General features: G+C 69.3%; 21 protein-coding genes. 13 read left to right on the top strand and 8 right to left on the bottom strand.

Annotated elements, in window-relative coordinates; all coding sequences use genetic code 11:
• Nucleotides 1-95 precede the first annotated feature (95 nt).
• Entirely contained in the window at nt 96-761 is a 666-nt protein-coding gene (gene deoC, locus ACWPOC_RS22880; RefSeq protein ID WP_120283588.1) for a deoxyribose-phosphate aldolase, read from the top strand.
• A 27-nt stretch (nt 762-788) separates the two neighbouring features.
• On the opposite strand, the gene ACWPOC_RS22875 is transcribed toward deoC, so the two are convergent.
• Nucleotides 789-1,541 (bottom strand): LmeA family phospholipid-binding protein, encoded by a 753-nt coding sequence (locus ACWPOC_RS22875; RefSeq protein ID WP_120280082.1) that lies wholly within the window; start codon nt 1,539-1,541, stop codon nt 789-791.
• A gap of 104 nt (nt 1,542-1,645) precedes the next feature.
• On the opposite strand from ACWPOC_RS22875, the gene ACWPOC_RS22870 reads away from it, so the two are divergent.
• A complete protein-coding gene (locus ACWPOC_RS22870; protein WP_060650660.1) occupies nt 1,646-2,263 on the top strand; it encodes a type IV toxin-antitoxin system AbiEi family antitoxin domain-containing protein in 618 nt (205 codons plus the stop codon).
• Nucleotides 2,264-2,292: 29 nt separating this feature from the next.
• On the opposite strand, the gene ACWPOC_RS22865 is transcribed toward ACWPOC_RS22870, so the two are convergent.
• The 3 genes from ACWPOC_RS22865 to ACWPOC_RS22855 all read right to left on the bottom strand — a co-directional run bounded on the left by ACWPOC_RS22865 (nt 2,293) and on the right by ACWPOC_RS22855 (nt 4,192).
• Nucleotides 2,293-3,102, bottom strand: a complete 810-nt coding sequence (locus ACWPOC_RS22865; RefSeq protein WP_120280081.1) for a class I SAM-dependent methyltransferase — start codon at nt 3,100-3,102, stop codon at nt 2,293-2,295.
• Between the two features lie 3 nt (nt 3,103-3,105).
• Nucleotides 3,106-3,606 carry a DUF2505 domain-containing protein gene (locus tag ACWPOC_RS22860; RefSeq protein WP_120280080.1) on the bottom strand — a complete coding sequence of 167 codons (501 nt, stop codon included), beginning with the start codon at nt 3,604-3,606 and terminating at the stop codon, nt 3,106-3,108.
• Between the two features lie 76 nt (nt 3,607-3,682).
• Nucleotides 3,683-4,192 carry a DUF2505 domain-containing protein gene (locus ACWPOC_RS22855; protein ID WP_120280079.1) on the bottom strand — a complete coding sequence of 170 codons (510 nt, stop codon included), beginning with the start codon at nt 4,190-4,192 and terminating at the stop codon, nt 3,683-3,685.
• Between the two features lie 23 nt (nt 4,193-4,215).
• On the opposite strand from ACWPOC_RS22855, the gene ACWPOC_RS22850 reads away from it, so the two are divergent.
• Entirely contained in the window at nt 4,216-5,310 is a 1,095-nt protein-coding gene (locus ACWPOC_RS22850; RefSeq protein ID WP_120283586.1) for a UDP-N-acetylmuramate dehydrogenase, read from the top strand.
• 16 nt (nt 5,311-5,326) lie between these two features.
• Here ACWPOC_RS22850 and ACWPOC_RS22845 read toward each other — a convergent pair whose 3' ends face one another.
• Together ACWPOC_RS22845 and ACWPOC_RS22840 are read right to left on the bottom strand one after the other, a co-directional pair.
• Entirely contained in the window at nt 5,327-6,361 is a 1,035-nt protein-coding gene (locus ACWPOC_RS22845) for a DUF2804 domain-containing protein (RefSeq protein ID WP_120280078.1), read from the bottom strand.
• Between the two features lie 63 nt (nt 6,362-6,424).
• Nucleotides 6,425-7,174 carry an SDR family NAD(P)-dependent oxidoreductase gene (locus ACWPOC_RS22840; protein WP_120280077.1) on the bottom strand — a complete coding sequence of 250 codons (750 nt, stop codon included), beginning with the start codon at nt 7,172-7,174 and terminating at the stop codon, nt 6,425-6,427.
• Nucleotides 7,175-7,256: 82 nt separating this feature from the next.
• On the opposite strand from ACWPOC_RS22840, the gene ACWPOC_RS22835 reads away from it, so the two are divergent.
• On the top strand, nt 7,257-7,934 hold the full coding sequence (locus tag ACWPOC_RS22835; protein ID WP_455409371.1) for a TetR/AcrR family transcriptional regulator: 678 nt from the start codon (nt 7,257-7,259) through the stop codon (nt 7,932-7,934).
• 281 nt (nt 7,935-8,215) lie between these two features.
• Complete coding sequence (locus ACWPOC_RS22830) at nt 8,216-9,541, top strand: ROK family protein (RefSeq protein ID WP_455409370.1); 1,326 nt, start codon at nt 8,216-8,218, stop codon at nt 9,539-9,541.
• Nucleotides 9,542-9,556: 15 nt separating this feature from the next.
• Here ACWPOC_RS22830 and ACWPOC_RS22825 read toward each other — a convergent pair whose 3' ends face one another.
• On the bottom strand, nt 9,557-10,651 hold the full coding sequence (locus ACWPOC_RS22825) for a tocopherol cyclase family protein (protein ID WP_120280074.1): 1,095 nt from the start codon (nt 10,649-10,651) through the stop codon (nt 9,557-9,559).
• A 185-nt stretch (nt 10,652-10,836) separates the two neighbouring features.
• Between ACWPOC_RS22825 and ACWPOC_RS22820 the strand changes: the two genes are divergently transcribed.
• The 6 genes from ACWPOC_RS22820 to ACWPOC_RS22795 all read left to right on the top strand — a co-directional run bounded on the left by ACWPOC_RS22820 (nt 10,837) and on the right by ACWPOC_RS22795 (nt 17,428).
• Nucleotides 10,837-12,030 (top strand): MFS transporter, encoded by a 1,194-nt coding sequence (locus ACWPOC_RS22820; RefSeq protein WP_455409369.1) that lies wholly within the window; start codon nt 10,837-10,839, stop codon nt 12,028-12,030.
• A 5-nt stretch (nt 12,031-12,035) separates the two neighbouring features.
• A complete protein-coding gene (locus ACWPOC_RS22815; RefSeq protein ID WP_455409368.1) occupies nt 12,036-12,938 on the top strand; it encodes an alpha/beta fold hydrolase in 903 nt (300 codons plus the stop codon).
• Nucleotides 12,935-14,269, top strand: a complete 1,335-nt coding sequence (gene mshA / locus ACWPOC_RS22810; RefSeq protein WP_060650672.1) for a D-inositol-3-phosphate glycosyltransferase — start codon at nt 12,935-12,937, stop codon at nt 14,267-14,269. Before ACWPOC_RS22815 ends, mshA begins: the two co-directional genes overlap by 4 nt.
• Nucleotides 14,266-14,820: a type III secretion system chaperone family protein gene (locus ACWPOC_RS22805; protein ID WP_230791057.1), complete on the top strand. Its 555-nt coding sequence runs from the start codon at nt 14,266-14,268 to the stop codon at nt 14,818-14,820. Before mshA ends, ACWPOC_RS22805 begins: the two co-directional genes overlap by 4 nt.
• Nucleotides 14,821-15,264: 444 nt before the next feature.
• Entirely contained in the window at nt 15,265-15,594 is a 330-nt protein-coding gene (locus tag ACWPOC_RS22800) for a transglycosylase family protein (RefSeq protein ID WP_006552360.1), read from the top strand.
• A gap of 247 nt (nt 15,595-15,841) precedes the next feature.
• Entirely contained in the window at nt 15,842-17,428 is a 1,587-nt protein-coding gene (locus ACWPOC_RS22795; RefSeq protein ID WP_120280072.1) for an AMP-binding protein, read from the top strand.
• Nucleotides 17,429-17,488: 60 nt separating this feature from the next.
• Here ACWPOC_RS22795 and ACWPOC_RS22790 read toward each other — a convergent pair whose 3' ends face one another.
• The gene (locus tag ACWPOC_RS22790) at nt 17,489-19,243 is read right to left on the bottom strand and encodes a hydroxysqualene dehydroxylase (protein WP_230791067.1); all 1,755 of its coding nucleotides are present in this window, start codon (nt 19,241-19,243) and stop codon (nt 17,489-17,491) included.
• Nucleotides 19,244-19,437: 194 nt separating this feature from the next.
• Here ACWPOC_RS22790 and ACWPOC_RS22785 point away from each other — a divergent pair, with 194 nt between their 5' ends.
• A complete protein-coding gene (locus ACWPOC_RS22785) occupies nt 19,438-20,184 on the top strand; it encodes a phosphoglyceromutase (RefSeq protein ID WP_060650675.1) in 747 nt (248 codons plus the stop codon).
• A 201-nt stretch (nt 20,185-20,385) separates the two neighbouring features.
• The gene (locus ACWPOC_RS22780; protein WP_120280070.1) at nt 20,386-21,567 is read left to right on the top strand and encodes a sensor histidine kinase; all 1,182 of its coding nucleotides are present in this window, start codon (nt 20,386-20,388) and stop codon (nt 21,565-21,567) included.
• Nucleotides 21,568-21,617 lie beyond the last annotated feature (50 nt).

Here is a 21,617-nt window from a genome sequence, read left to right as displayed (position 1 = left end):
CGATCACCAGGATTTCCATGGGAATCGGCTACCCGGCACGGGGCGACGCATGCCGAGCACGGCCGTCGGATCTCGCCGTGTGGAAAGCTGCAGTCATGTCCGGAACCACGTTGACCCGCGCGCAGGTCGCGTCGATGATCGACCACACCCTCCTCAAGCCCGAAGCGTCCTCGCAGGACGTGCGGGCCCACGTCGACGAAGCCGTCGAACTCGGCGTGTACGCGGTGTGCGTGTCGCCGTCGATGCTGCCCCTGCGGGCCGAGGGGGTCACGGTCGCGACGGTCGTCGGTTTCCCTTCCGGCAAGCACCATTCGCTCATCAAGGGCGCCGAGGCGCGACTCGCCGTGGACGAGGGGGCGCGCGAGATCGACATGGTGATCGACGTGGGCGCAGCGGTGGCCGGCGACTACAACGCCGTCCTCGCCGACATCCTCACCGTGCGTGAAGCGATCGGTTTCGACCCCGTCCTCAAGGTCATCATCGAATCCGCCGTGCTCTCCGACGAGGCCATCGTCGAGGTGTGCCGCGCCGCGGAGAAGGCCGGTGCGAACTTCGTGAAGACCTCCACCGGTTTCCACCCCGCGGGTGGTGCCACGACCCACGCGGTCGCGCTCATGGCGGAGACGGTGGGCGGCAAGCTCGGCATCAAGGCGAGCGGCGGCATCCGCACCGCCGAGGACGCGGTCGCAATGATCGAGGCCGGAGCGACGCGCCTCGGACTGTCCGGCAGCCGCGCGGTGCTGGACGGGCTGCAGAGCTGACGACAGCTCTCGAGGGTCTCTCTTCGGTTACGACAGGAGGCCGCAGCTGCCCTCCTGCTGTTGCTGCTGCTGTCCCTGCGGGGCCTCCGGCAACACGAAGCGTCCCCCCTCGAGGCGGAGGTCGATGCCGCTGTCGGTGACGTTCACCTCGGTGGCCTGCATACCCAGCGGGTACTGCTGCAGACCCGAGGTCAGGATCTCCACGACGCCGTCGACGAGGGCCGTCGGGAGCCCGATGCCGAGGATCGTCGCGTCGGTCGTCTCGACCGTCACCACACCGCCGTTCACCACCGGTCGCGCAGTGAACTCCGCGAGGCCCTGGCCGCCGACGGTGAACGTCAGGGTGCCCGCGTTCTCGTCGGCCGTGACATCGGTGACGAGGCCACCGACCGACTGGCTCTGCACGGTCGCGAGGATCCCGGAGGTGGGCCACGAGACGTCGGCACTCGAGCTGCCGATGGTGCCGGCACCCTCGGCGGAGTCGCGCAGGTCGACGTCCTTGACCTCGGCGTGCACCTGCATCTGCTGGGCCGGACCGAAGGCGGTGTCGTCGCTGTCGAGGGCGACCGAGGGAACCTGTCGGTCGAGCAGCTGGAGCAGCACCGGCTTCCAGCTCAGGTCGACGTCGACTCCCGTGCCGAGCTCGCTCTCGAAGGACTGGGCGAGGCAGGTCGTCGCGCGGTTGCGGACGTAGACCTCCGCGCCCACCAGGACTGCGACCAGCGCCGCGACGAGAACGACGGCGATCGTGACGGTGCGGTTGCGCTTCCGTTGCGTCATGGTCGCCAATTCTTCCGGACGACGCTGAGGATCGACTGAGCACACGGCCACAGGATGAGGAAAATATGTGAGGTGTACCACATTCGTCGGCTACGCTGGGCGCCATGACAGGGTGGACGGATTCAGGTTACGACGCAACCGGGCGGGCCGATGCCGACGACTCGCTGCGGCGCCTCGCCGCCACGCAAGCCGGGTTCTTCACCGCACGCCAGGCCGTCGGTCACGGGATAGCAGCTCACGACTTCGCGGAACGCATCGAGGCGGGACTGTGGATCCGCGTCGAGACCGAACTGTTCCGCCTCAGCGACAGCCCACGGACGAAGTTCGACGAATTCGCCCAGTGGTGCACCTGGTACGAGGGGGAGGCGGTCGTCTCGCACCAGAGCGCCGCCGACCTGCACGGCATGGGCCACCTGCAGCCGCGCTTCCTGCACCTGTCCACCCCCGACCAGCGCACCGTGCCGAGCAACCGGCTCGCGCTGCATCACCGGACGCTGGCGGAGGAGGACTGCGAGGTCGTCGGGGCCTTCCGGATCACCACACCCGCCCGTACCGCGGTCGACCTCGCGGCCGGTGGCGTGTCCCAGGAAGTGCTCGACGAACTCGTCGGCGACGCGATCGCGCTCGGCCGGGTCGACTCCGACCGGCTGCACGCCGCGGTGGCGAACCAGCCGGCCGCCGTGGCCGACCGGATCGAGCTGGCACTCCTCGCCGCGGGCTGAACGACCGGGACGAGCTCGGGTGGACGGTCTCAGACCGCCACGAGCTCGGACACGACAGGTGCACCGGCGGGTGCGACCGCGTCCCAGGGCACCGTCAGTACACAGTCGCGCAGACGACGGCGGGGCTGGGACACCGGGAAGCCCTGATCCCGCAGCAACTCGAGCGTCGCCTTCCATCGGATCCGCGGCCCGAACGCCGCGTGCGGAGCGCTCGTCGCCCACGCCCGGTCGGCCGCGCGGAGCAGCGCGTGGATCGGCTCGCCCGGGACGTTCCGGTGGATCAGCGCCTTCGGCAGCCGTTCGGCGACGTCGGACGGTCTCTCCACGTGGAACGGGCTCCACGCCAGGGTCAGCGAACGGGGACCGTGCTCGTCGAGGAGCACCCAGGCGCAGCGCCGGCCCAGCTCGTCGCACGTGCCGTCGATGAGCAGGCCGCCGGGAGCGAGGCCGGAACGCAGGTGCGCCCACGCCGGTTCGACCGCCTCCTCCGGATACTGCCGGAGCACGTTGAAGGCCCGGACCAGGGTCGGGCGCAGGCCCGCGAGCTCGAAGCCGCCCCGGGCGAACTCGACACCGTCGCGGCCCGGGACCACACGGTCCGGATCGATCTCGAGACCGACCACGCGCAGATCGCTGCGGACCCGACGCAGGCGCGCGGCGAGTTCGAGGGTCGTCACCGGCATGGCGCCGTAACCCAGATCGACCACCAGCGGGTCGGTGGCGTGCGTCAACGCCCTCGTGATGTGGGGGTCGTGCATCGCCCAGCGGTCGCTGCGGCGCAGCCTGTTGATGCCGGTGGTGCCGCGCGTGACGACACCGACGGGTCCTCGATTCCGCACGCGCTACCGACCGGCGAGCCAGTCGGCGGTGATGGCCGCTTCGGTGCGGAACACGTCGACGAGATTGGTGAGGATGAGTTCTTCGAGCTTGCCGCCGACGAACGGGATGTGCACCTTGGCCTCGGAGGTGGTGCGGAGCGTGGCGCCGTGGTCGTCGGCGAAGAGCTCCATCGTGCCCGTGAGGCTGCCCGGACCGCCGGGGATCGACGCCTGGTAGGTGCCGGTCGCGCCGTCGGTGAACGGCCCGTAGTTCTCCTTGCGCGTGATGACCATGTCCTTCTTGATCACCGTGCGGGCGATCTCCGGCAGGTCGGAACGCGGCAGGACGTGGTGCAACACCAGCGCGATGCCCGATCCGGAGACCGTGAACTCGCGGACGTGGTTCTCCGAGTACTTGCGCATCTCGGTCATCCGCGCTTCCCAGTGGGCGGGGTCGGCGAGAGCCTCGTACACCCGCTCCGGTGGATGAGGGAAGCGGGCGGAGTAGTCGATACGCCGTGCCACGACCGGCCAGGTTACCGCGCCGGGCGGCCTGCCCGGAAATCGCGACCGTCCACGGGGGAGCCCCGCGGGGGTGCGATCAGGCCGAGTGAGCCCCGTTCAACCACTGTTCGGTGAAGGTGCGCTCCGCGTCGAAGAGCTCGACGAGCTGCTCGACGATCATCCCCTCGATCTTGGAACCGAGGAACGGGATCTTCACCTCGACGGTGCCCTCGATGACGACGGACGAGCCCGCTCCGTCGGTGATGAGTGTCATCCCGCCGGTGACCTCGCCGGGCATACCGTCGACGTGGGCCGAGAACCTGCCCTCGGCGCGACCGTCGGCGAACGCGCCCCACGATTCGTGACGCCGGATGACGAGATCGCCCGGGCGGAGGCTCGTGACCATGCTCGGCAGGTGCTCGGCCGGGATGGCCTGGTGGAGGTCGAGTTCGATCGTGCCGTCGCCGGTGTCGGCGCGTTCGACCGCCGCGCCCGGGCCCCCGACCTCACGCAGCCGGGTCTGCCAGTACTGCGGATCGACGAACGCCGCGTGGACCGCAGCAGGCGGGGACGAGTAGTTCGCAGTGTGGTCGATAGGGCTGCCCATACGGGGCACGCTACCGTTTGCTGGTGCTTGATCCACGTACCAGGGCCCGGCTCGTCGAAACGGGAGCCACGGTGTCCGAGCAGGTGTCGCTGTCGGAATTCACGACCCTCCGGCTCGGCGGCCCTGCCCGGTATCTCGTCGAATGCACGTCCACCGCGTCGTTGATCGAGGTCGTGCGCCTGCTCGACGAGCAGGAAGTGCCGCTGCTGCTCCTCGCGGGCGGCTCCAACCTCGTCATCGGCGACGAGGGTTTCGACGGCGTCGTGGTGCGTGTCGCGACCACCGGTGTCGACCTCCGCGACGACCACGTCCGGGTGGACGCGGGAGCCGGGTGGGACGCCGTCGTCGCGGCCACCGTGGAGGCCGGCCTCGGCGGACTCGAATGCCTGTCGGGCATCCCGGGCTCCGCGGGAGCGACGCCGGTGCAGAACGTCGGGGCGTACGGCGTCGAGGTGGGCTCGATCCTGCGCCGCGTCCGCCTGCTCGACCGCGCAACCGGACAGGACTCGTGGGTCGGCCCCGAGGCACTCGGTCTCGGCTACCGGACCAGCATCCTCAAGCACACCGACGCGGCGGTCGTCCTCGAGGTGGAACTGGACGTGCGGAGCGACGGTTCGTCCGCGCCCCTCGCATACCGGGAGCTCGCGGTCGCGCTGGGCGCGGAGGAGGGCGAACGCCGGCCGGCGGCGCAGGTCCGCGAGCACGTGCTCGCGCTCCGCCGCAGCAAAGGCATGGTGCTCGACGCCGACGACCACGACACGTGGAGCGCCGGATCGTTCTTCACGAACCCCGTCGTCCCCGACGACCGGTTGCCGCAGGTGCTCGCGGCCATCGCGGCGAAGGTGGGGGAGGACGTGCGCATCCCGCAGTTCCCTGCGGACGGTGGCACCAAGCTGTCGGCCGGATGGCTCATCGAGCGGGCCGGTTTCGCGAAGGGTTTCCCCGCCGCCGACGCACCGGCACGGTTGTCGACGAAGCACACGCTGGCGCTCACCAACAGGGGAGCGGCATCGGCCGCGGATCTCGTGGCGCTGGCGCGGACGGTGCGCGACGGCGTCGAGGACGCCTTCGGGGTGCGGCTGCATCCCGAACCCGTCACCGTGAACTGCGTGATCTGACGGACGGCCCGGCCCGTCACCAGCGGTTGCGGACCTCCTCCGCGAAGCCGAGCAGGTTCTCGATCTCGAGCCGGGTGCCGTCGTCGAGCACGACGCTGCCGGTGAACCGTCCGAAGACCTGGTGCTGCGTGGACCGCACGAGCAGGGCGTTCACGTCGGCCGCGCGGTCGAGAATCGGTTCGAACTCCATCTCGAACCGCTCGTCGTTGCTGGTGAACCGCCACGGGGCCCCGTCGTAGGTGCCGCGGGGCAGATGGAAGTGCACGCGGTCGAGCTTGTGCGCCACACCGTCGTGGAAGAGCATGTTCTCGCTCGCCGCGGTGGTGTCGCCGAAGCCGTGGCCGATGTTGAACCCGAATCGCACACCCTCGTGGATCCCCGAGGCCGACCCCCAGTACCAGGTGTTGTCGTAGGTCCACACCCCTCGACCCCAGTCGAACACCCCGAAGGCGGTGGCGGGATCGAAGACCAGCTCCCGCCCATCCACGGTGACCGTGCCCTGCGCGGGCAGGCAGTTGATCTTCTGGTTGTAGTAGAAGGCCTTCGGTGCGCGGGGAAAGGGTGTCGCGATCACCATCCGATCGTCGGACGGCTGTGTGAGCACGAGTTCTCCGGACAGTCCGCGCCCGCCGCCGAAACGGGGATGGTCGACGACCAGCCGCCGGGCCGTTCCTTCGTGGTGGTACTCGATGCGGAGTCCGCCGTGGTGGACGACGACATCGCCGCCGTCGGCGGTGCGCGGCAGGCGCATCCGGCCGAGCGGGAAGGGGACGAGGGCGTTCTCGGTGGTCTCGGAGCGACCCGCGAGGTCGAGCACGCTGACTCCGAGGAGCCCGACGTAACCGTTGTCGGCGACGGTCAGCGCGATCCCGAACGGTCCGTCCACGCTGTCGGCCAGGACGCAGTAGTAGTCCCACTCCTTGATGCGGAACCGTGACGCTGCGACCCGCTGCCGGTCGTAGGTGCGGACCTCGGAGGTGCTCCAGCCGGCCTCGGCGAGCCTCCCGTCGTCGTCGAGCAGCGGTCCGGGCGCGAGGCGTCGTTGGCGCATATCCCGTGACAGTACCGACGGTGGTGGGCGCGACCGCCTCGCCGCGCCCACCACCGCGGTCGGTCAGTCGGTGACGCGGTGGAACCGGCCGGCATTGGCCTGATCGCGCGGCTTGACGATGATCTGGTCGAGGTTGACATGCGACGGACGCGACGCGACGAAGCCGATGATGTCGGCGATGTCCTGGGCGACCAGCGGGGTGATGCCCTCGTACACCTTGTCGGCCCGATCCTTGTCGCCCTCGAAGCGCACCAGCGAGAACTCGGTCTCGACCGCGCCCGGCGCGATCTCGGTGAGACGGACCGGCCGGCCGAGCAGTTCGCCGCGCAGCGTGCGGTGCAGCACGGCCTGCGCGTGCTTGGCCGAGGTGTAACCGGCGCCGTTGTCGTAGGCCTCGAAGGCCGCGACCGAGGTGATGGTGACGATCAGGCCGTCGCCCGAGGCGATGAGCTTGGGGATGAGCGCCTTGGTGATGCGCATGGTGCCGATGACGTTGGTCTCCCACATCCAGCGCCAGTCGTCCTCGACGGCCTCGGCCACGGGCGCGAGGCCCTTGGCGCCACCGGCATTGTTGACCAGCACGTCGACCCGCGGCAGCACCGTGGTGAAGGCCTCGACCGAATCCTCGTCGGTGACGTCGAGCTCGAGCGCGGTACCGCCGATCTCGTCGGCGAGCTTCTGCAGGCGGTCGAGTCGGCGTGCGCCCACCACGACGTGGAAGCCCTGTGCGGCAAGCGTGCGGGCGGTCGCCTCGCCGATTCCGGAGGAAGCTCCGGTGACGACGGCGACGCGGGAATCGGGAGAGATGCTCATGGGGCAATCGTAGTGTCGGGCACCGGATGCCGCCGCACGTCCCGGCCTGCGAAGTCCTCTCCGTGCGGCTACCCTGCGGCGTATGACCACCATCCGCGGTCGATACAGTTCGGGCGAACAGACCCGGATCCGGCTCGTCGAAGCCGCCGAGCGGCTCTTCGCCCGCCGTGGATACGACGGGGTCACCCTCGCCGACATCCGCAAGGCCGCCGGACAGCACAACTCGTCGGTGGTCGGTTATTACTTCGGCACCAAGGAAGGGCTGCTCGAGGCGGTCTTCTCCCACCGGTTGCCCGCCCTGAACTCCCAACGGGAAGCGCTCCTCGCCGAGATGCTGCGGACGCGGGAGACCCTCTCGGTACGCGACCTGCTGTGGGTGATCATCCGCCCCCTGGCCGGCACGCTCGGCCGCAACAACCACTACGTCGCCTTCCTCGACCGGCTGTCGAACCACGACCGATTCGCCGAGTGCTTCCGCGTCACCGGACCGACGGGAACCGAGAGCGGCCGCCGGTCCGACTCCGCGCTACGGACCCTCCTCGGGCCGTTGCCCGACGACATCGCGGGGCAGCGTCTGCGGCTGGTCTACTCCGGCACCGTCGGTGCGCTGGCGCGGTGTCACCGTGCAGGCGAATCACCCACCACGGCAGAACTCGCCGCGCTCGTCGACGCGTGGGAGGCGTTGCTGCTCGCCCCGGTGTCGGCGGAGACCGCGCACGCACGCGGGGACGTGCAGGAAGGTTTCCCACCGGATCGGTGAGGATTGGACACGACGCGGTTCGGGCGATAGTTTGATCGACATGTCAGTCGGCCACACCTCCGCACCGCGGGTCACCTATGTGACCGCCGCGCTGGGATCACGGCTGCCTCTGGCGCGCGAACTCTGTTGTCGCTGCTGCGGAAAGTAACTCCGCACCGATCCCGCCCTCGTCGTGCGGGTCCGTCTCCGATCGTGTTCTCCACGTCGGGTCTCGGTGCGTCGATCGTCTCCCGCCCGTTCTCCGGTCATCACGTCCGGATCAGCAGCCAAGGATCAGCGCCGTGTCGGTTCCCACTCTCTCGCCGTCCGTTTCCCTTCCCTCGCGGTCGTCCGCGCCTCGTCGCGCCACCGGTTCCGCCGTCCGTGGATCCACGCGTGCGACGGTCGTCCGTCCCCGCACCTCCCGTGTGTCGAGCCCGGTCAGGATCGTTCCGCCGGACCTGCGTATCGCCGACGGCACCGGGGCGTCGGTCTTCCGTGTCGCCGCCAATCGCGGCCCCGTCTCGCGCGACGTGATCGCGAAGGTCACCGGGGCGAGCATCGCCACCGTCAACCGCCAGGTGTCGGCCCTGCTCTCGGCAGGTCTGCTGCGTGAGCGCGCCGACCTGACCGAACCCGGCGCCGTCGGCCGGCCGCGTGTTCCCGTCGAGGTCGACCACGAGCGGTACCTGACGGTCGGCATCCACATCGGTGCCGTCACCACCGGTATCGTCGCCAGTGACCTGCGCGGTCGCATCATCGGCGCCGTCGAGGTCCCCACGCCCACCGGCGACCAGGACGCCGCGCTCGCGTCGATCACCGCGAGCGCCAAGGCCTTTGCCGGACGGTGGCACCGCCGCACCCCGTTGTGGGTCGGCGTCGCACTCGGCGGACGGGTGGACTCGAACACCGCCGTCGTGACGCACCCGCGACTCGGCTGGGTCGACGCCCGTGTCGGCGCGATCGTCGGTGGCGGTATGGGGCTTCCGGTCTCGGTGGCCGCGCACGTCGAGGCGATGGCCGCCTCCGAGCTGCTCCTCACCCCCGATCGCGACGCCCCCGAGGCCAAGGGCACCGGCCTGTACTTCTACGTTCGGGAGACGGCCGGTGTGGCAATCACTTTCGACGGCAAGGTGCACACCCCTGCCGGCGGTCCGGGTTCGGTGACGCATTTCCCTACCGGTTCGTCGGCCCGGTGCTCGTGCGGTGGCACGGGTTGCCTCGAAGCGACGGTGAGCGATCGGGTGGTCGTGCAGCGCGCGGTGGCCGAGGGCATCCTCGCCGACGGCGACGACACCATTCAGTCGCTCTACCGCCTCGCGCGGGACGGTTCCGAGGCCGCTCACGGTCTGCTCGTCGAGCGGGCCACCGTGCTCGGCCGCACCGTCGGGATGCTGCGCGACCTGTTCAATCCCGACCGCGTGATTCTCGGCGGACAGGCCTTCACCGAGTACCCGGCCGCGGTTCCGCACGTCGCCCGCGCGTTCGCCGTGTCGACCACCCTGCCGCGCAAGGACATCCGCATCACCGGCTTCGGCAACCGGGTGCAGGCCCACGCCGCGGGTGTCGTCTCGCTCAGCTCGTTGTTCTCGGATCCGATCGCGGCGATGAAGCGCACCGAACTCTGAGCGATCCCGTCGGATTCACACGCTCGGTGGGGCGTCCGTCGCATCCGCAGCGGCGCCCCGCCGGTCGAGTTCCGCCCGGGCCCGGTCCAGCCCGCCGTGTTCGAGTGCGGCCGAGTGCGATTCGTCGGCCCACACCAGTTTCCCGCGTTCGTGGACCGTCACGGTCATGCGACCGCCGAGATGTTCGATCGAACCGGCGACGTTCCGTCGTTCCGCGGGCAGGGGGACCGGCAGGACGTGCGCCGCTCCGAGGGGTGAACTTCCCGAGATCTCCACGCTCCAACGGGCATTGCGACCGCGCAGGTTCCAGCTCTCGTCGGTGACCGTCGTCCGGACCGGGGATGTGACGGGATTGCCCAGCCGCACGATGCGCCCGTCGGGTAGTGCGACGACGACCGCCGTGACCTCCGTGCGCAGTGGACCCGAATGCACCTGCCCGCCGGCGAACGCCACACACGCCTGCGGGTCGGCGAATCCCTGTGCCTGACCCCACCACCACGACTCGGGGAAACCGCCCTTGCCCCAGTTCTTCTCGCCGTAGACCTGGGCTCCGGTCAGATCCCACTTCTCGTCGCCGAGAATCGCGTGCCCTTCCACCCGGCCGCCGAGCAGCCAGGAATGCCAGTACTGGTTGAGGCCGGGGACGGAATGGAACACACTCGACGCGCCGAAGCGGCGTCGCGGCCAGGACCGCAGATCCGACAACCGGATGTCGAGACGGGCGTCGTCGCCGAGATCCATCCACACGCGTTCGCTGTCGCCGCAGAAGACGTCGCCGGCCGACGCGCCGAGCCGATCGGGATCGGCAGCGGCCACCGGATGCGCGGCGGTGCGCAGGAAACCCCCGGGATGGGCGGCCAGGCCGAGGGTCGCCCAGTGCGAGCCGGGCCCTCCCGAGTCGTCCGCACGGTTGACCCCGCACAGGGCGATGACGACGCGGCCGGTTCCGGGCTGGGTGAAGCGCCAGAAGTAACCCTCCATCGCGACGCCGTGCGCGGCGAGCGGATTCCCGAAGGGCAGATCCGCTCCCGACGCGCGGTAACGGGTCCACAGACTCCTCGGTGAGGGTTCCTTCGGTGAGAGCCGCCCGTGTCGTTCGTGCACCGCCATGCCCGCTCCGTTCCGTAGATCCGTCCTGTCCGTTCCCCGGATGTACCCAGCATGGCCGTTCCCGTCACGGAACGTGCGGAATCGGGCAGCGACGTCCGGAGGCCGGGAGGTACCTGCACCTCGCGTGGTCGGTCGGCCATAACGTTGACCGGACCGGATCGGACCGAAGAGAACGTGAGAAGTACGTGACAGGAGAGAAGGGCGGCTCGTACCGCGAGTTGTTCGCAGCGCCGGGTGCAGCCGCGTTCTGCCTGGCGGGATTCGTGGCGCGCCTGCCGATCGCGATGGTCGGGATCGGCATCGTCACGATGTTCTCCCAGCTCGAGGGGAACTACGCGGTCGGCGGCGCACTGTCCGCGGTGTTCGCGCTGTCGTACGCCGTGCTCACCCCGATCGTCTCCCGCGCGGTCGACCGGTACGGCCAGCGACGGGTCCTGCCCACGGCCGCGGCCGTCAGTGCGGTCGCCACCCTCGCGATGCTCGCCGGCGTCCGGTTCGAGGTGCCCACGATATGGCTGTTCGTCTGCGGGATCCCGGCAGGACTCATGCCCACGATCGGCGCGATGGTGCGGGCGCGGTGGACGCAGCTCTACGGCGGCACTCCACGACTGCGCACCGCCTTCGCGCTCGAAGCGGTGGTCGACGAGGTGTGCTTCATCGTCGGCCCCGTCCTGTCGGTGGGCCTGAGCGTGGCGGTCTTCCCCGAGGCCGGTCCGCTGCTCGGCGCGGTCCTGCTGCTCGTCGGGACCCTCGCCCTCGCGGCGCTGCGCAGCACGGAGCCTCCCGTGCAACCGCACACCGACGACCGTGCGCGGGCGAACATCCTGCGCATGCCCGTCCTCCTGTCGATCGTCGTGGTGATGGTCGCGATGGGTGTGGTCTTCGGGGTGATCGATGTCGCGGCCGTCGCGTTCACGGCCGAACAGAACTCTCCGGGATCGGCCACCTTCGCGCTCGCACTGTTCGCGACGGGTTCGGCGATGAGCGGCCTGATCTTCGGTAGCCGGGTGGGATCGAGTGCTCCGACCCGCCAGTTGTTCGCCGCCACCGGCACTCTCGCCGTCCTGCTGTGCCCGTTGCTGCTCGCCGGTTCGGTGCCGATGCTCACGGTGCTGTACTTCGTTGCCGGATGCGCGATCTCGCCCATCATGATCGTGGCGACGTCGCTGACGCAGCAGATCGTGCCGCCCGACCGGCTCACCGAGAGCATCACGTGGACGGTTGCGGGTCTCGGTGTCGGTGTCGCCGGGGGTTCGGCGCTGGTGGGACAGGTCATCGACCGGACCGACGCCGGCACCGGATATATCGTGGCGGTCGCCGCGGGCATCCTCGCGGTCACCTGTGCCGGCGGGATCCATGTGCGGGCACGGTTAGAGTGACGCGCATGGCAGTTCGTGAAGTGGCCGGTATCGACGGCACCTCCCTCGTCTATCGCGCATTCGGCTCCGAGACGGCACCGGTACTGGTGCTGCTCCACGGGTGGGCGCAGTCGTCGCGGTGCTGGGGCGACGGGGTTCTCGACGCGCTCGCCCGCGACTTCCGGGTGGTCGCCGTCGACCTGCGCGGACACGGTTATTCGCAGGCTCCCGAGACCGGATATGCCGATCGCGGCCTGTGGGCCGGCGACCTCGCCGCGGTGCTCGCCGCCGAGAACGTCTCCGAGACGAACCCGGCGGTGCTGCTCGGCTGGTCGTACGGCGGCCTGGTGATCTGCGACTATCTCGCCGAATACGGCGCGGGAGCCGTCGCGGGCCTGGTCCTCGTGGGTGCCATCACGAGCATCGGCCGTGGCGAGAAGGGCGGACGCGTCGGTGCCTCGATGCGTGCCGCGATCCCCGCCGCGATGTCGGAGGACCCGAAGGAAGCGGTGCGCGCGCTCGGCTCCTTCGGCAACGCCCTCACCGGTCCCGTCGTCGAGGGCAGCGCTCTCCTCGAAGGCAAGGGCGCGGTGTCGCAGGCATTGTTCGGTGCGAGCCTGTCCACCCCGCCGCGCGTCCGTGCGGCGCTGTTCGACCGGGCGGTCGGTAACGACGACCTGCTCGCCGGCCTGGACGTGCCGGTTCTCCTCCTGCACGGCGACGCCGACTCGGTCGTCGACGTCTCCGCGGCGCACCACGCGGCGTCGCTGTTGCGTCGCGCCACGACCTCGATCTGGGAGGGCGTCGACCACGGTCCGTTCGTCGAGGATCCCCACCGGTTCGTGTCGGAGGTCGGAGAGTTCGCTCGCGCCGCGACGGCGGAGGCGGCGACACGCGAAGATCGGCAGCAGGGCAGTATGGAGGGGTGACGTCCCAGCCCAGCCGCCCGCACCGCGTGGCCGTGATCTCGGTCCACACCTCGCCGCTGGCGCAGCCCGGAACCGGGGACGCAGGCGGTATGAACGTGTACGTCCTGCAGACCGCCGTCGAGCTCGCGCGTCGCGGCGTCGAAGTCGAGATCTTCACCCGCGCGACCTCGTCGGCCGATCCGGCCGTCCAGCAGGCCGCGCCCGGGGTGCTCGTCCGCAACATCGAGGCCGGTCCGTTCGAAGGACTCGACAAACACGACCTGCCGACGCAGCTGTGTGCCTTCGCCGCCGGCGTGCTGCGCGAGGAGGCACGACACCCGCAGGGTTACTACGACCTGGTGCACTCGCACTACTGGTTGTCGGGGCAGGTCGGCTGGCTCGCCCGCGACCGCTGGGGTGTGCCGCTCGTGCACACCGCCCACACTCTCGCCGCGGTGAAGAACGCGTCGCTCGCCGAGGGCGACACCCCCGAACCCGCAGCGCGGCAGATCGGGGAACAGCAGGTCGTCGCGGAGTCCGACCGCCTGGTGGCCAACACCGCCGACGAAGCGGGGCAGCTCGAACGCATCTACGGTGCCGATCCCGCGAAGATCGACGTCGTCGCACCGGGCGCCGACCTGAACCGTTACCGGCCCGGCGACCGCGCGGCCGCCCGCGCCGAGCTCGGACTCGATCCGCGCGAGACCGTCGTGGCGTTCGTGGGCCGTATCCAGCCGCTCAAGGCCCCCGACGTACTGCTCGAGGCCGCTGCGCGGGCACTCGCCGACGACCCCGGTATGCCGCTGCGGGTGCTCGTGGTGGGAGGTCCCTCGGGAACGGGTCTCGAGCGCCCCGACGCGCTCATCGAACTCGCGTCCGCACTGGGTATCGCATCGCGGGTCACCTTCCTCCCGCCGCAGCCGCCGGACCGTCTCGTCCAGGTCTACCGGGCTGCGGATCTCGTTGCGGTGCCGAGCTATTCGGAGTCGTTCGGTCTCGTCGCGATCGAGGCGCAGGCCTGCGGCACGCCCGTGCTGGCCGCGAACGTCGGTGGTCTCGGCGTCGCCGTGCGCGACGGGGAGACCGGCGTGCTCGTCGACGGGCACCGCATCGACGACTGGGCGACGGCGTTGCGGTCGCTCGTCGGCGATTCGGATCGTCTCGCCCGATTCGCGGCGACCGCGCCCGTGCATGCGGAGTCCTTCTCGTGGGAACACACCGCGGAAGGACTGCTCGACAGTTACCGACGGGCCGGGATGCGTCGCAACCGCGCCTTCGGTACCGGCGAGCACTCGCTGCGACGGCAGCGTGGAGTGTGGAAGTTGCGACGGACGAGGGGAGTCACGGCATGAGCGACCGGCTCATCGAACTGATCGAATCGACGCTGCGCGATCGCGAGCTCGAGTTCTCCGTCAAGGAGGGCGGGCACTTCGTCGTCGAGCTCCCGGGCGAGAAGAAGCTGAAGACGACCACCCTGCTCAGCGTCGGACAGCACGGTGTGCGGGTCGAGGCGTTCGTGTGCCGCAAGCCGGACGAGAACTTCGAATCGGTGTACCGCTACCTGTTGCGCCGCAACCGTCGCCTCTACGGCGTGGCGTACACGCTCGACAAGGTCGGCGACATCTATCTGGTGGGCCGCATCGCCGCGCACGCGGTGACCCCCGAGGAGATCGACGCGGTCCTCGGGCAGGTCCTCGAGGCGGCGGACCACGACTTCAACATCATCCTCGGTATCGGGTTCATCAAGTCCATCAAGCGCGAATGGGAGTGGCGGGTCTCGCGCGGCGAACCGTTGCGCAATCTCGAGCCGTTCCGTCACCTCATCGAGGAGGAGACCGGCACGCCGTTCGAGCCCGATGTGGACGACGACGAACCCGAGGATCGGCGCGAAGCGAACGGGTGACGGCGTTGCCGGGCACCGTTATCTCGCCGTGAACATGTCCGGTTGGAGAGGTCTGCACGGCCGTAGGGTGTGACCATCCCCACAATCGAAATCCGCTGGAAACGTCCGGGAAACGGTGCGTTCCCGCGACGCGACCTGGGGTTTTGTCGATCGCCGGTCCGGTTTCTCGCACAGGCGTACCGGAAAACCGACCCGTGACCTCGCCGTGATGAACCCTTACCGTCGATGTAGGCCCGATACCGACGGGCGTTACACACCGGCCCCGCAGCCGCTCGTTCCACCCCCGCGGGATTGTCGGATCCACAACCTGCCGAGGGGTGGAGCGAGAGAGCGACCGGGCGTGCGCCAGCACCGCACCGTGTTGCCGGCACCGACCGTCCAGCCCACATGTGGCGGACCCATTGCGTCGGGGGCCTCGCAAGCAGCCGGAAAGGATTCATCCACATGGCAAAGTTCACGATCAAGCGCGCCCTGGGCACCCTCGCTGCCTCCACTGCACTCGTTGCGACCCCGTTCGCTCTGGGTGCCGGTACCGCCAACGCCGCATCCGGTAACTGGGATGCCGTCGCGCAGTGCGAGAGCGGTGGAAACTGGGCGATCAACACCGGTAACGGCTACTACGGCGGTCTGCAGTTCTCGCAGAGCACCTGGGAGGCCTACGGTGGCTCGGGAACCGCGAACAACGCCTCCCGCGAGGAGCAGATCCGCGTCGCCGAGAACGTCCTCGCCGGACAGGGCGTCGGTGCATGGCCGGTCTGCGGTCAGTACCTCTGACCGCAGCGCCCTCGGGCGTAGCGAGCGCAGCTCACACGACATCGTGAGTGCAGCTCCAGCAGCTTCCGAACCCCGCGTGCGATCCGTCGCACGCGGGGTTCGTGCTCTCCGGCAGGCGAATCGCGCCGGGAACGGTATCCTCGCAATCCTCACACAGCGGGTGTGATGGGCTTCACAGCCGCTGCGGTAGTGTGAACTCGACCGAAAGTCGGCACGGCGTGCCGGCAGAGTGCTCGGAGGATGAGTAATGAGTTTCCGCAGTCCCTTTCCCGACGTCGACATCCCGGCATCGAGTGTCTACGACTTCCTGTTCGGTTCGCTCGACGAGTCCGAGCTCGATCGACCCGCGCTGATCGACGGCGCGTCCGGCACCGTGACGGACTACCGCACGCTCGTGGCCCACATCGACGCCGTCGCCGGAGCGCTGGCCGCCCGTGGCATCGGTGTGGGGAAGGTCGTCGGGCTGCTCGCACCCAACGTGCCGGCCTTCGCCTCGGTCTTCCACGGCATCCTCAGGTCCGGCGCCACCGCGACCACGATCAACGCCCTCTACACAGCCGGGGAGATCTCGAAGCAGCTCGACGACTCGGGGGCCGTCGCACTGTTCACAGTGTCCCCGTTCCTGCCGCAGGCGAAGGAGGCCGCCGAGGCCGCCGGGATCCCCGATGAGCTGCTCTTCGTGCTCGACGGCGCCGAGGGCCATCCGTCCCTGCGCGACGTACTCACCGAGGGTTCACCGGCTCCCGCCGTCGAGTTCGATCCAGCCACCCACCTTGCGGTACTGCCGTACTCCTCGGGCACGACCGGCCGGCCCAAGGGCGTGATGCTCACGCACCGCAACCTCGTCGCGAACGTCTGCCAGATCACCCCGCGGATGGGTATCGCCGCCGACGACCGTGTGCTCGCACTGCTGCCGTTCTTCCACATCTACGGCATGACGGTGCTGCTGAACGCCGCGCTGTACAACCGCGCGTCGCTGGTGACGATGCCGAAGTTCGACCTCGTCGACTTCCTCACCTACATCTCGGAACACAAGTGCACGTACGTGTTCATCGCGCCGCCGGTCGCGGTCGCGCTCGCCAAGCACCCCCTCGTCGACCAGTACGACCTGTCGAGCGTGCACACGGTCTTCTCCGGTGCCGCACCGCTCGACAAGGAACTCGCCGGATCGGTCGCGAAGCGCCTGGGCTGCAACGTCCGGCAGGGCTACGGCATGTCGGAGATGTCGCCCGTGTCGCATGCAATTCCCTTCGAGGACAACGAGACCGAACTCGATTCGGTGGGTCCGACGATCGCGAACATGGAATGCAAGATCGTCGATCCCGCGACCGGCGAGGAAGTCGAATATCCCACCGGCGACGGTGTTTCGGCGCCCGGCGAACTGTGGTGCAAGGGGCCGAACGTCATGGTCGGTTATCTCGGCAATCCCGAGGCCACGGCCGACACCCTCGACGAGGACGGCTTCCTCCACACCGGCGATATCGCCACGGTCGACGGGAAGGGTGCCGTCCGGATCGTCGACAGGCTCAAGGAACTCATCAAGTACAAGGGTTACCAGGTGCCGCCGGCCGAGCTCGAGGCTCTGCTGCTCACGCACCCGCAGATCGCCGACGCCGCGGTGATCGGCGTCCGTGACGACGAGGGCGAGGAGGTCCCGAAGGCCTTCGTCGTCCGGCAGCCGGATTCGACGATCGACGAGGACGAGGTCATCGAGTTCGTGGCCGCGCGGGTCGCGCCGCACAAGAAGGTCCGCCAGGTCGAGTTCATCGACACGGTGCCGAAATCCTCTGCGGGCAAGATCCTTCGGAAGGATCTGCGTGCCCTGAACGCCTGAGACTCGCGGAGGGCGTGGTTCCGGTGCCGTCGCATCGGAGCCGCGCCCTTCGCCGTACCGTCAGGCCAGCATGTGCGGTTGCCCTGCCCGGTACCGGTCGGCGTCGATGCGCCGCAACGGTTCCAGTTCGGACGGTTCGTGCAGCTTGTACAGTGCCGGCGGTGCGGCGGGGGAGCCGGCCGTCTGCAGCAACGCACCCACCGCCGCCCGCGCCGATTCGTTCGCGCCCTCCATCGTGGCGAGGTCGATGTCGTTGCGGACGTAGTCGCCCGCGAGGAACAGGTTCGGGATCGCGGTGTGTGCCTCGGGCCGGTTCGCGAGCGACCCGGCGGTGTTGATGAGCAGCGGGGTGTCGTTGGTGATGCCGCCGGCTCCCCACTTCACGCCGGGATCGAGGAACCACGAGACGATGTCGTTCTCGTCGATCGCGCCCGTCCCGTCCTCGAGGCAGGCCGACATCTGCGCCCACACCTCGCGGGCGATCTCCTCGGGCGTGCACTGCTTGGCGGTTCTGCCGTAGAGGATGCCGGGGGTGTCCCAGTCGGAGATGTCCACCGACAGGCAGTCGTGCGCCGAACCGTCGCCGTATCGTCGGGCGAAGTCGCCGCGCCAGAACTGGGCCTGGCTGATCGACGTGAGCGCCCACGGCGAACCGAGATAGGCGACGTGGCCCGGCGTGATGGGGGTGGGCCGGCGCAGGAAGTACTGGATGCCGACCATCCAGTCGGTGACCAGAGCGTTCATCCGTTCGAGGCCGGGATCGACCGCGAGGATCTCGGGCGACCACAGCGAGACGGCGCGTTCGGCCGGCATGGCCGCGACGAACCAGTCGGCCTCGGCGCGGGCCCGGTTGCCCGACCCGTCGACGACCCGTGCACCGGTGATCCGTTCGCCGGAGATCTCCAGAGCCTCGGCCGCCCAGCCCATCTCGAACTTCACCCCGAGGTCGCGCAGGAGCTGCGCCCACGGATCGATCCACGCCTCGTTCGTCGGTGCCGACAGCAGGCGGTCGAGATGTCCGTACTGCGGCACGGTGCCCATCGCGTTCCACACGAAGGCCTGGCCCATGATGCCGATGGTGCGGGTCGAGACCGTCTGCGGCCGTGCCGCGACGAGCTGTCGCGTCAGTGCGGAGACGAGGATCTCGCGGTACCCCTTCGACTTGCCGTCGGCCTCGAGGGTCTGCGCCCACGTCTCGTGTTCCCACTGGTCGTTGCGACGTTCGAGACTGCTGGTGAGGAACATGACGAGTTTGCGCATGAAGACAGCGAGTTCGTGTGGCGGGATCGAACCGCCGAGGGAGAAGGCCGCCGTCAGGCTCTCCTGGAGACTCAGCGGGTCGTAGATGTCGAAGCGCAGCGGTGCGATGGAGGCCGGGGCGGTGAGGTCGGGCGCGCCGGGGATCGCCATCCGGAAGCCGTGTCCCGCAACGAGGTTGTCGAACACACCGTTCGGGTTTCCGGGGAACGGGATCCGTCGCATCGTGTCGGGGATGTGCTGGTAGAAGCCGGGGAAGAAGCGGAAGCCGTGTTCGCCGGGCAGATCGAGGCGGCCGCCTGCCGCGGTGCCGGGGGAAGGGATGCTGCGCGCCTTGCCGCCGAGCGCGGTCGGCTCGAAGACGGTGACCTCGAAGCCGCGCTCGATCAACTCGTGCGCGGCGGCCAGTCCGGCCATCCCGCCGCCGAGGATCGCGACCCGGCGTCCCCCGGAGTGCACCGCCGGCGCGCGGCGGCTCGGCTGTGCGCTCGCCGTGGCCGGCAGGGCTGCGGCGGCCCCGAGGGCCCCGAGAGCGGTGAGGGCGGTGCGGCGGGACATACGTCCGTCGGGCTGCGGACCCCCATATGACTGCCGACCCCCGTGTGACATCGAACCCCCGTGTGTGTCGGTGATGACGAACTGTCGTGCGCGGCGCCGACTCCCGTGTTCCTGGCAACACGCGTTGTCAGATATAGCCCACGAAGGGGGGCGCCCGTGGCGAAATCGCCATCCGTGCATGTCAGGATTGGGTCATGACTATCGGAACACTTGTTCTGCTCCGCCACGGCGAGAGCGAATGGAATGCGATGAACCTGTTCACCGGCTGGGTGGACGTGCATCTGACCGACAAGGGGATCGCCGAGGGCAAGCGGGCTGGTGCCCTCCTCGCCGAGCACAACGTGCTTCCCGACGTCTCCTACACCTCCCTGCTGCGCCGCGCGATCAGCACCGCCAACTTCGCGCTCGACGCCGCCGACCGGCACTGGATCCCCGTCATCCGCGACTGGCGTCTCAACGAGCGCCACTACGGCGCGCTCCAGGGCAAGAACAAGTCCGAGATCAAGGACGAGTTCGGCGAGGAGCAGTTCATGCTGTGGCGTCGCAGCTACGACACCCCGCCGCCGCCGATCGAGCCGGGTTCGAAGTACAGCCAGGACACCGATCCGCGCTACGCCGACGTCGACGAGGTCCCCCTGACGGAGTGCCTGAAGGACGTCGTCGCCCGCTTCATCCCGTACTGGGAGTCGACGATCTCCAAGGATCTGCTCGCGGGCAAGACGGTGCTGGTCACCGCGCACGGCAACTCGCTGCGCGCGCTCGTCAAGCATCTCGACGGGATCTCCGACGACGACATCGCCGGACTCAACATCCCGACGGGCATCCCGCTGCGCTACGACCTCGACGAGAACCTGCGCCCGCTGAACCCGGGTGGCACCTATCTCGACCCCGAGGCCGCAGCTGCCGGTGCGGCAGCGGTCGCGAACCAGGGCGCCAAGTAGCAGCTCCACGGAAGCGAGACCCGACCCCGTTGCCGTTCGGTGACGGGGTCGGTTCGTTCGTGCAGGTCCGTCGCGAAGTGGTCGGTTCTGGGCGAACAAAGGGTGAACAACACTCCAACACCCGAAAAATGGGGTGTGACGTGCGGGAAATGCCGTCGACCCGCTGTCCGGTGGGGTACCGGTGTCATTACGATTCGAAGTGTGAGTGTTACGCAGGCCGTGTTGCTGGCCGTGGTCGCAGCGGTCCTCGGCGGGATCGTCACCGTCGCCGTCGGGAGGCTGGTGCAGCGCCGGGCCCACGGTAGCGACGAAACCGACCTCACGATGTTCGACGTGCTCGACCGGGTCGTGCACGGGGCGTCGACCGGTATCGCGGTGGTCGACAAGTTCCACGACGTCGTCCTGTCGAACCCGCGCGCCGAGGAACTCGGCCTCGTCCGCAACCGGCAGATCGACGACCGGGCCTGGGTGGCCGCCTGCCAGGTGCTCGAGACGAGGAAGTCGATCGAACTCGACCTGGGCGCGAAGGCATTGCTCGGCCGCGAGCCCGTCGCGGTGCGCTGCACCGTCCGGCCGCTGCTCGACCAGGACCCGCGCTTCGTCGTGCTCTACGCCTTCGACGACTCCGAACACGTCCGCATGGAGGCCACCCGGCGCGATTTCGTGGCCAACATCAGCCACGAACTGAAGACCCCCGTCGGCGCGATGGCGTTGCTCGCGGAGGCGCTGCTCGAATCCGTCGACGATCCCGAGACCGTCCGTCACTTCGGCGAACGGGTCCAACGCGAGGCGACGCGCCTCGGCAACATGGTGACCGAACTGATCGCCCTCTCCAAGCTCCAGGGCGCCGAGAAACTGCCCGATCTCGAGGTCGTGGACGTCGACGCCGTCGTCGACGAGGCACTCGACCGCACGCGCCTGACCGCCGAGAACGCCTCGATCACCATCAGCACCGACCGGCCGAGCGGCCTCGAGATCCTCGGCGACCGGACGCTGCTCGTCAGCGCCCTCACCAACCTCATCGAGAACGCGATCGCCTACTCGCCGGCCGGCTCACCGGTGACGATCAGCAGGTCGCTGCGCGACGGGAAGGTCGCGATGGCCGTCACCGACCGGGGGATCGGTATCGCCAAGGAGGACCAGGAACGGGTCTTCGAGCGCTTCTTCCGCGTCGACAAGGCCCGGTCGCGGGCCACCGGAGGCACCGGCCTCGGGCTGGCCATCGTCAAGCACGTCGCCGCGAACCATCACGGCGAGATCACCCTGTGGAGCAAGCCCGGTACCGGCTCCACCTTCACCCTCCTCGTCCCGGCCCACGTCGAGGACGCCGAGGACGACGAGAACCACACCGCCGACCGCACCGAGAAGGTGGTCGGATCGTGACGCAGACCCCACCCGGGCTCCCGGGCGGACGGATATCGAGAAACAGACGG

The organism is Rhodococcus sp. 5G237 (assembly GCF_053764735.1).
This window is presented reverse-complemented; position numbering and strand designations above follow the sequence as displayed.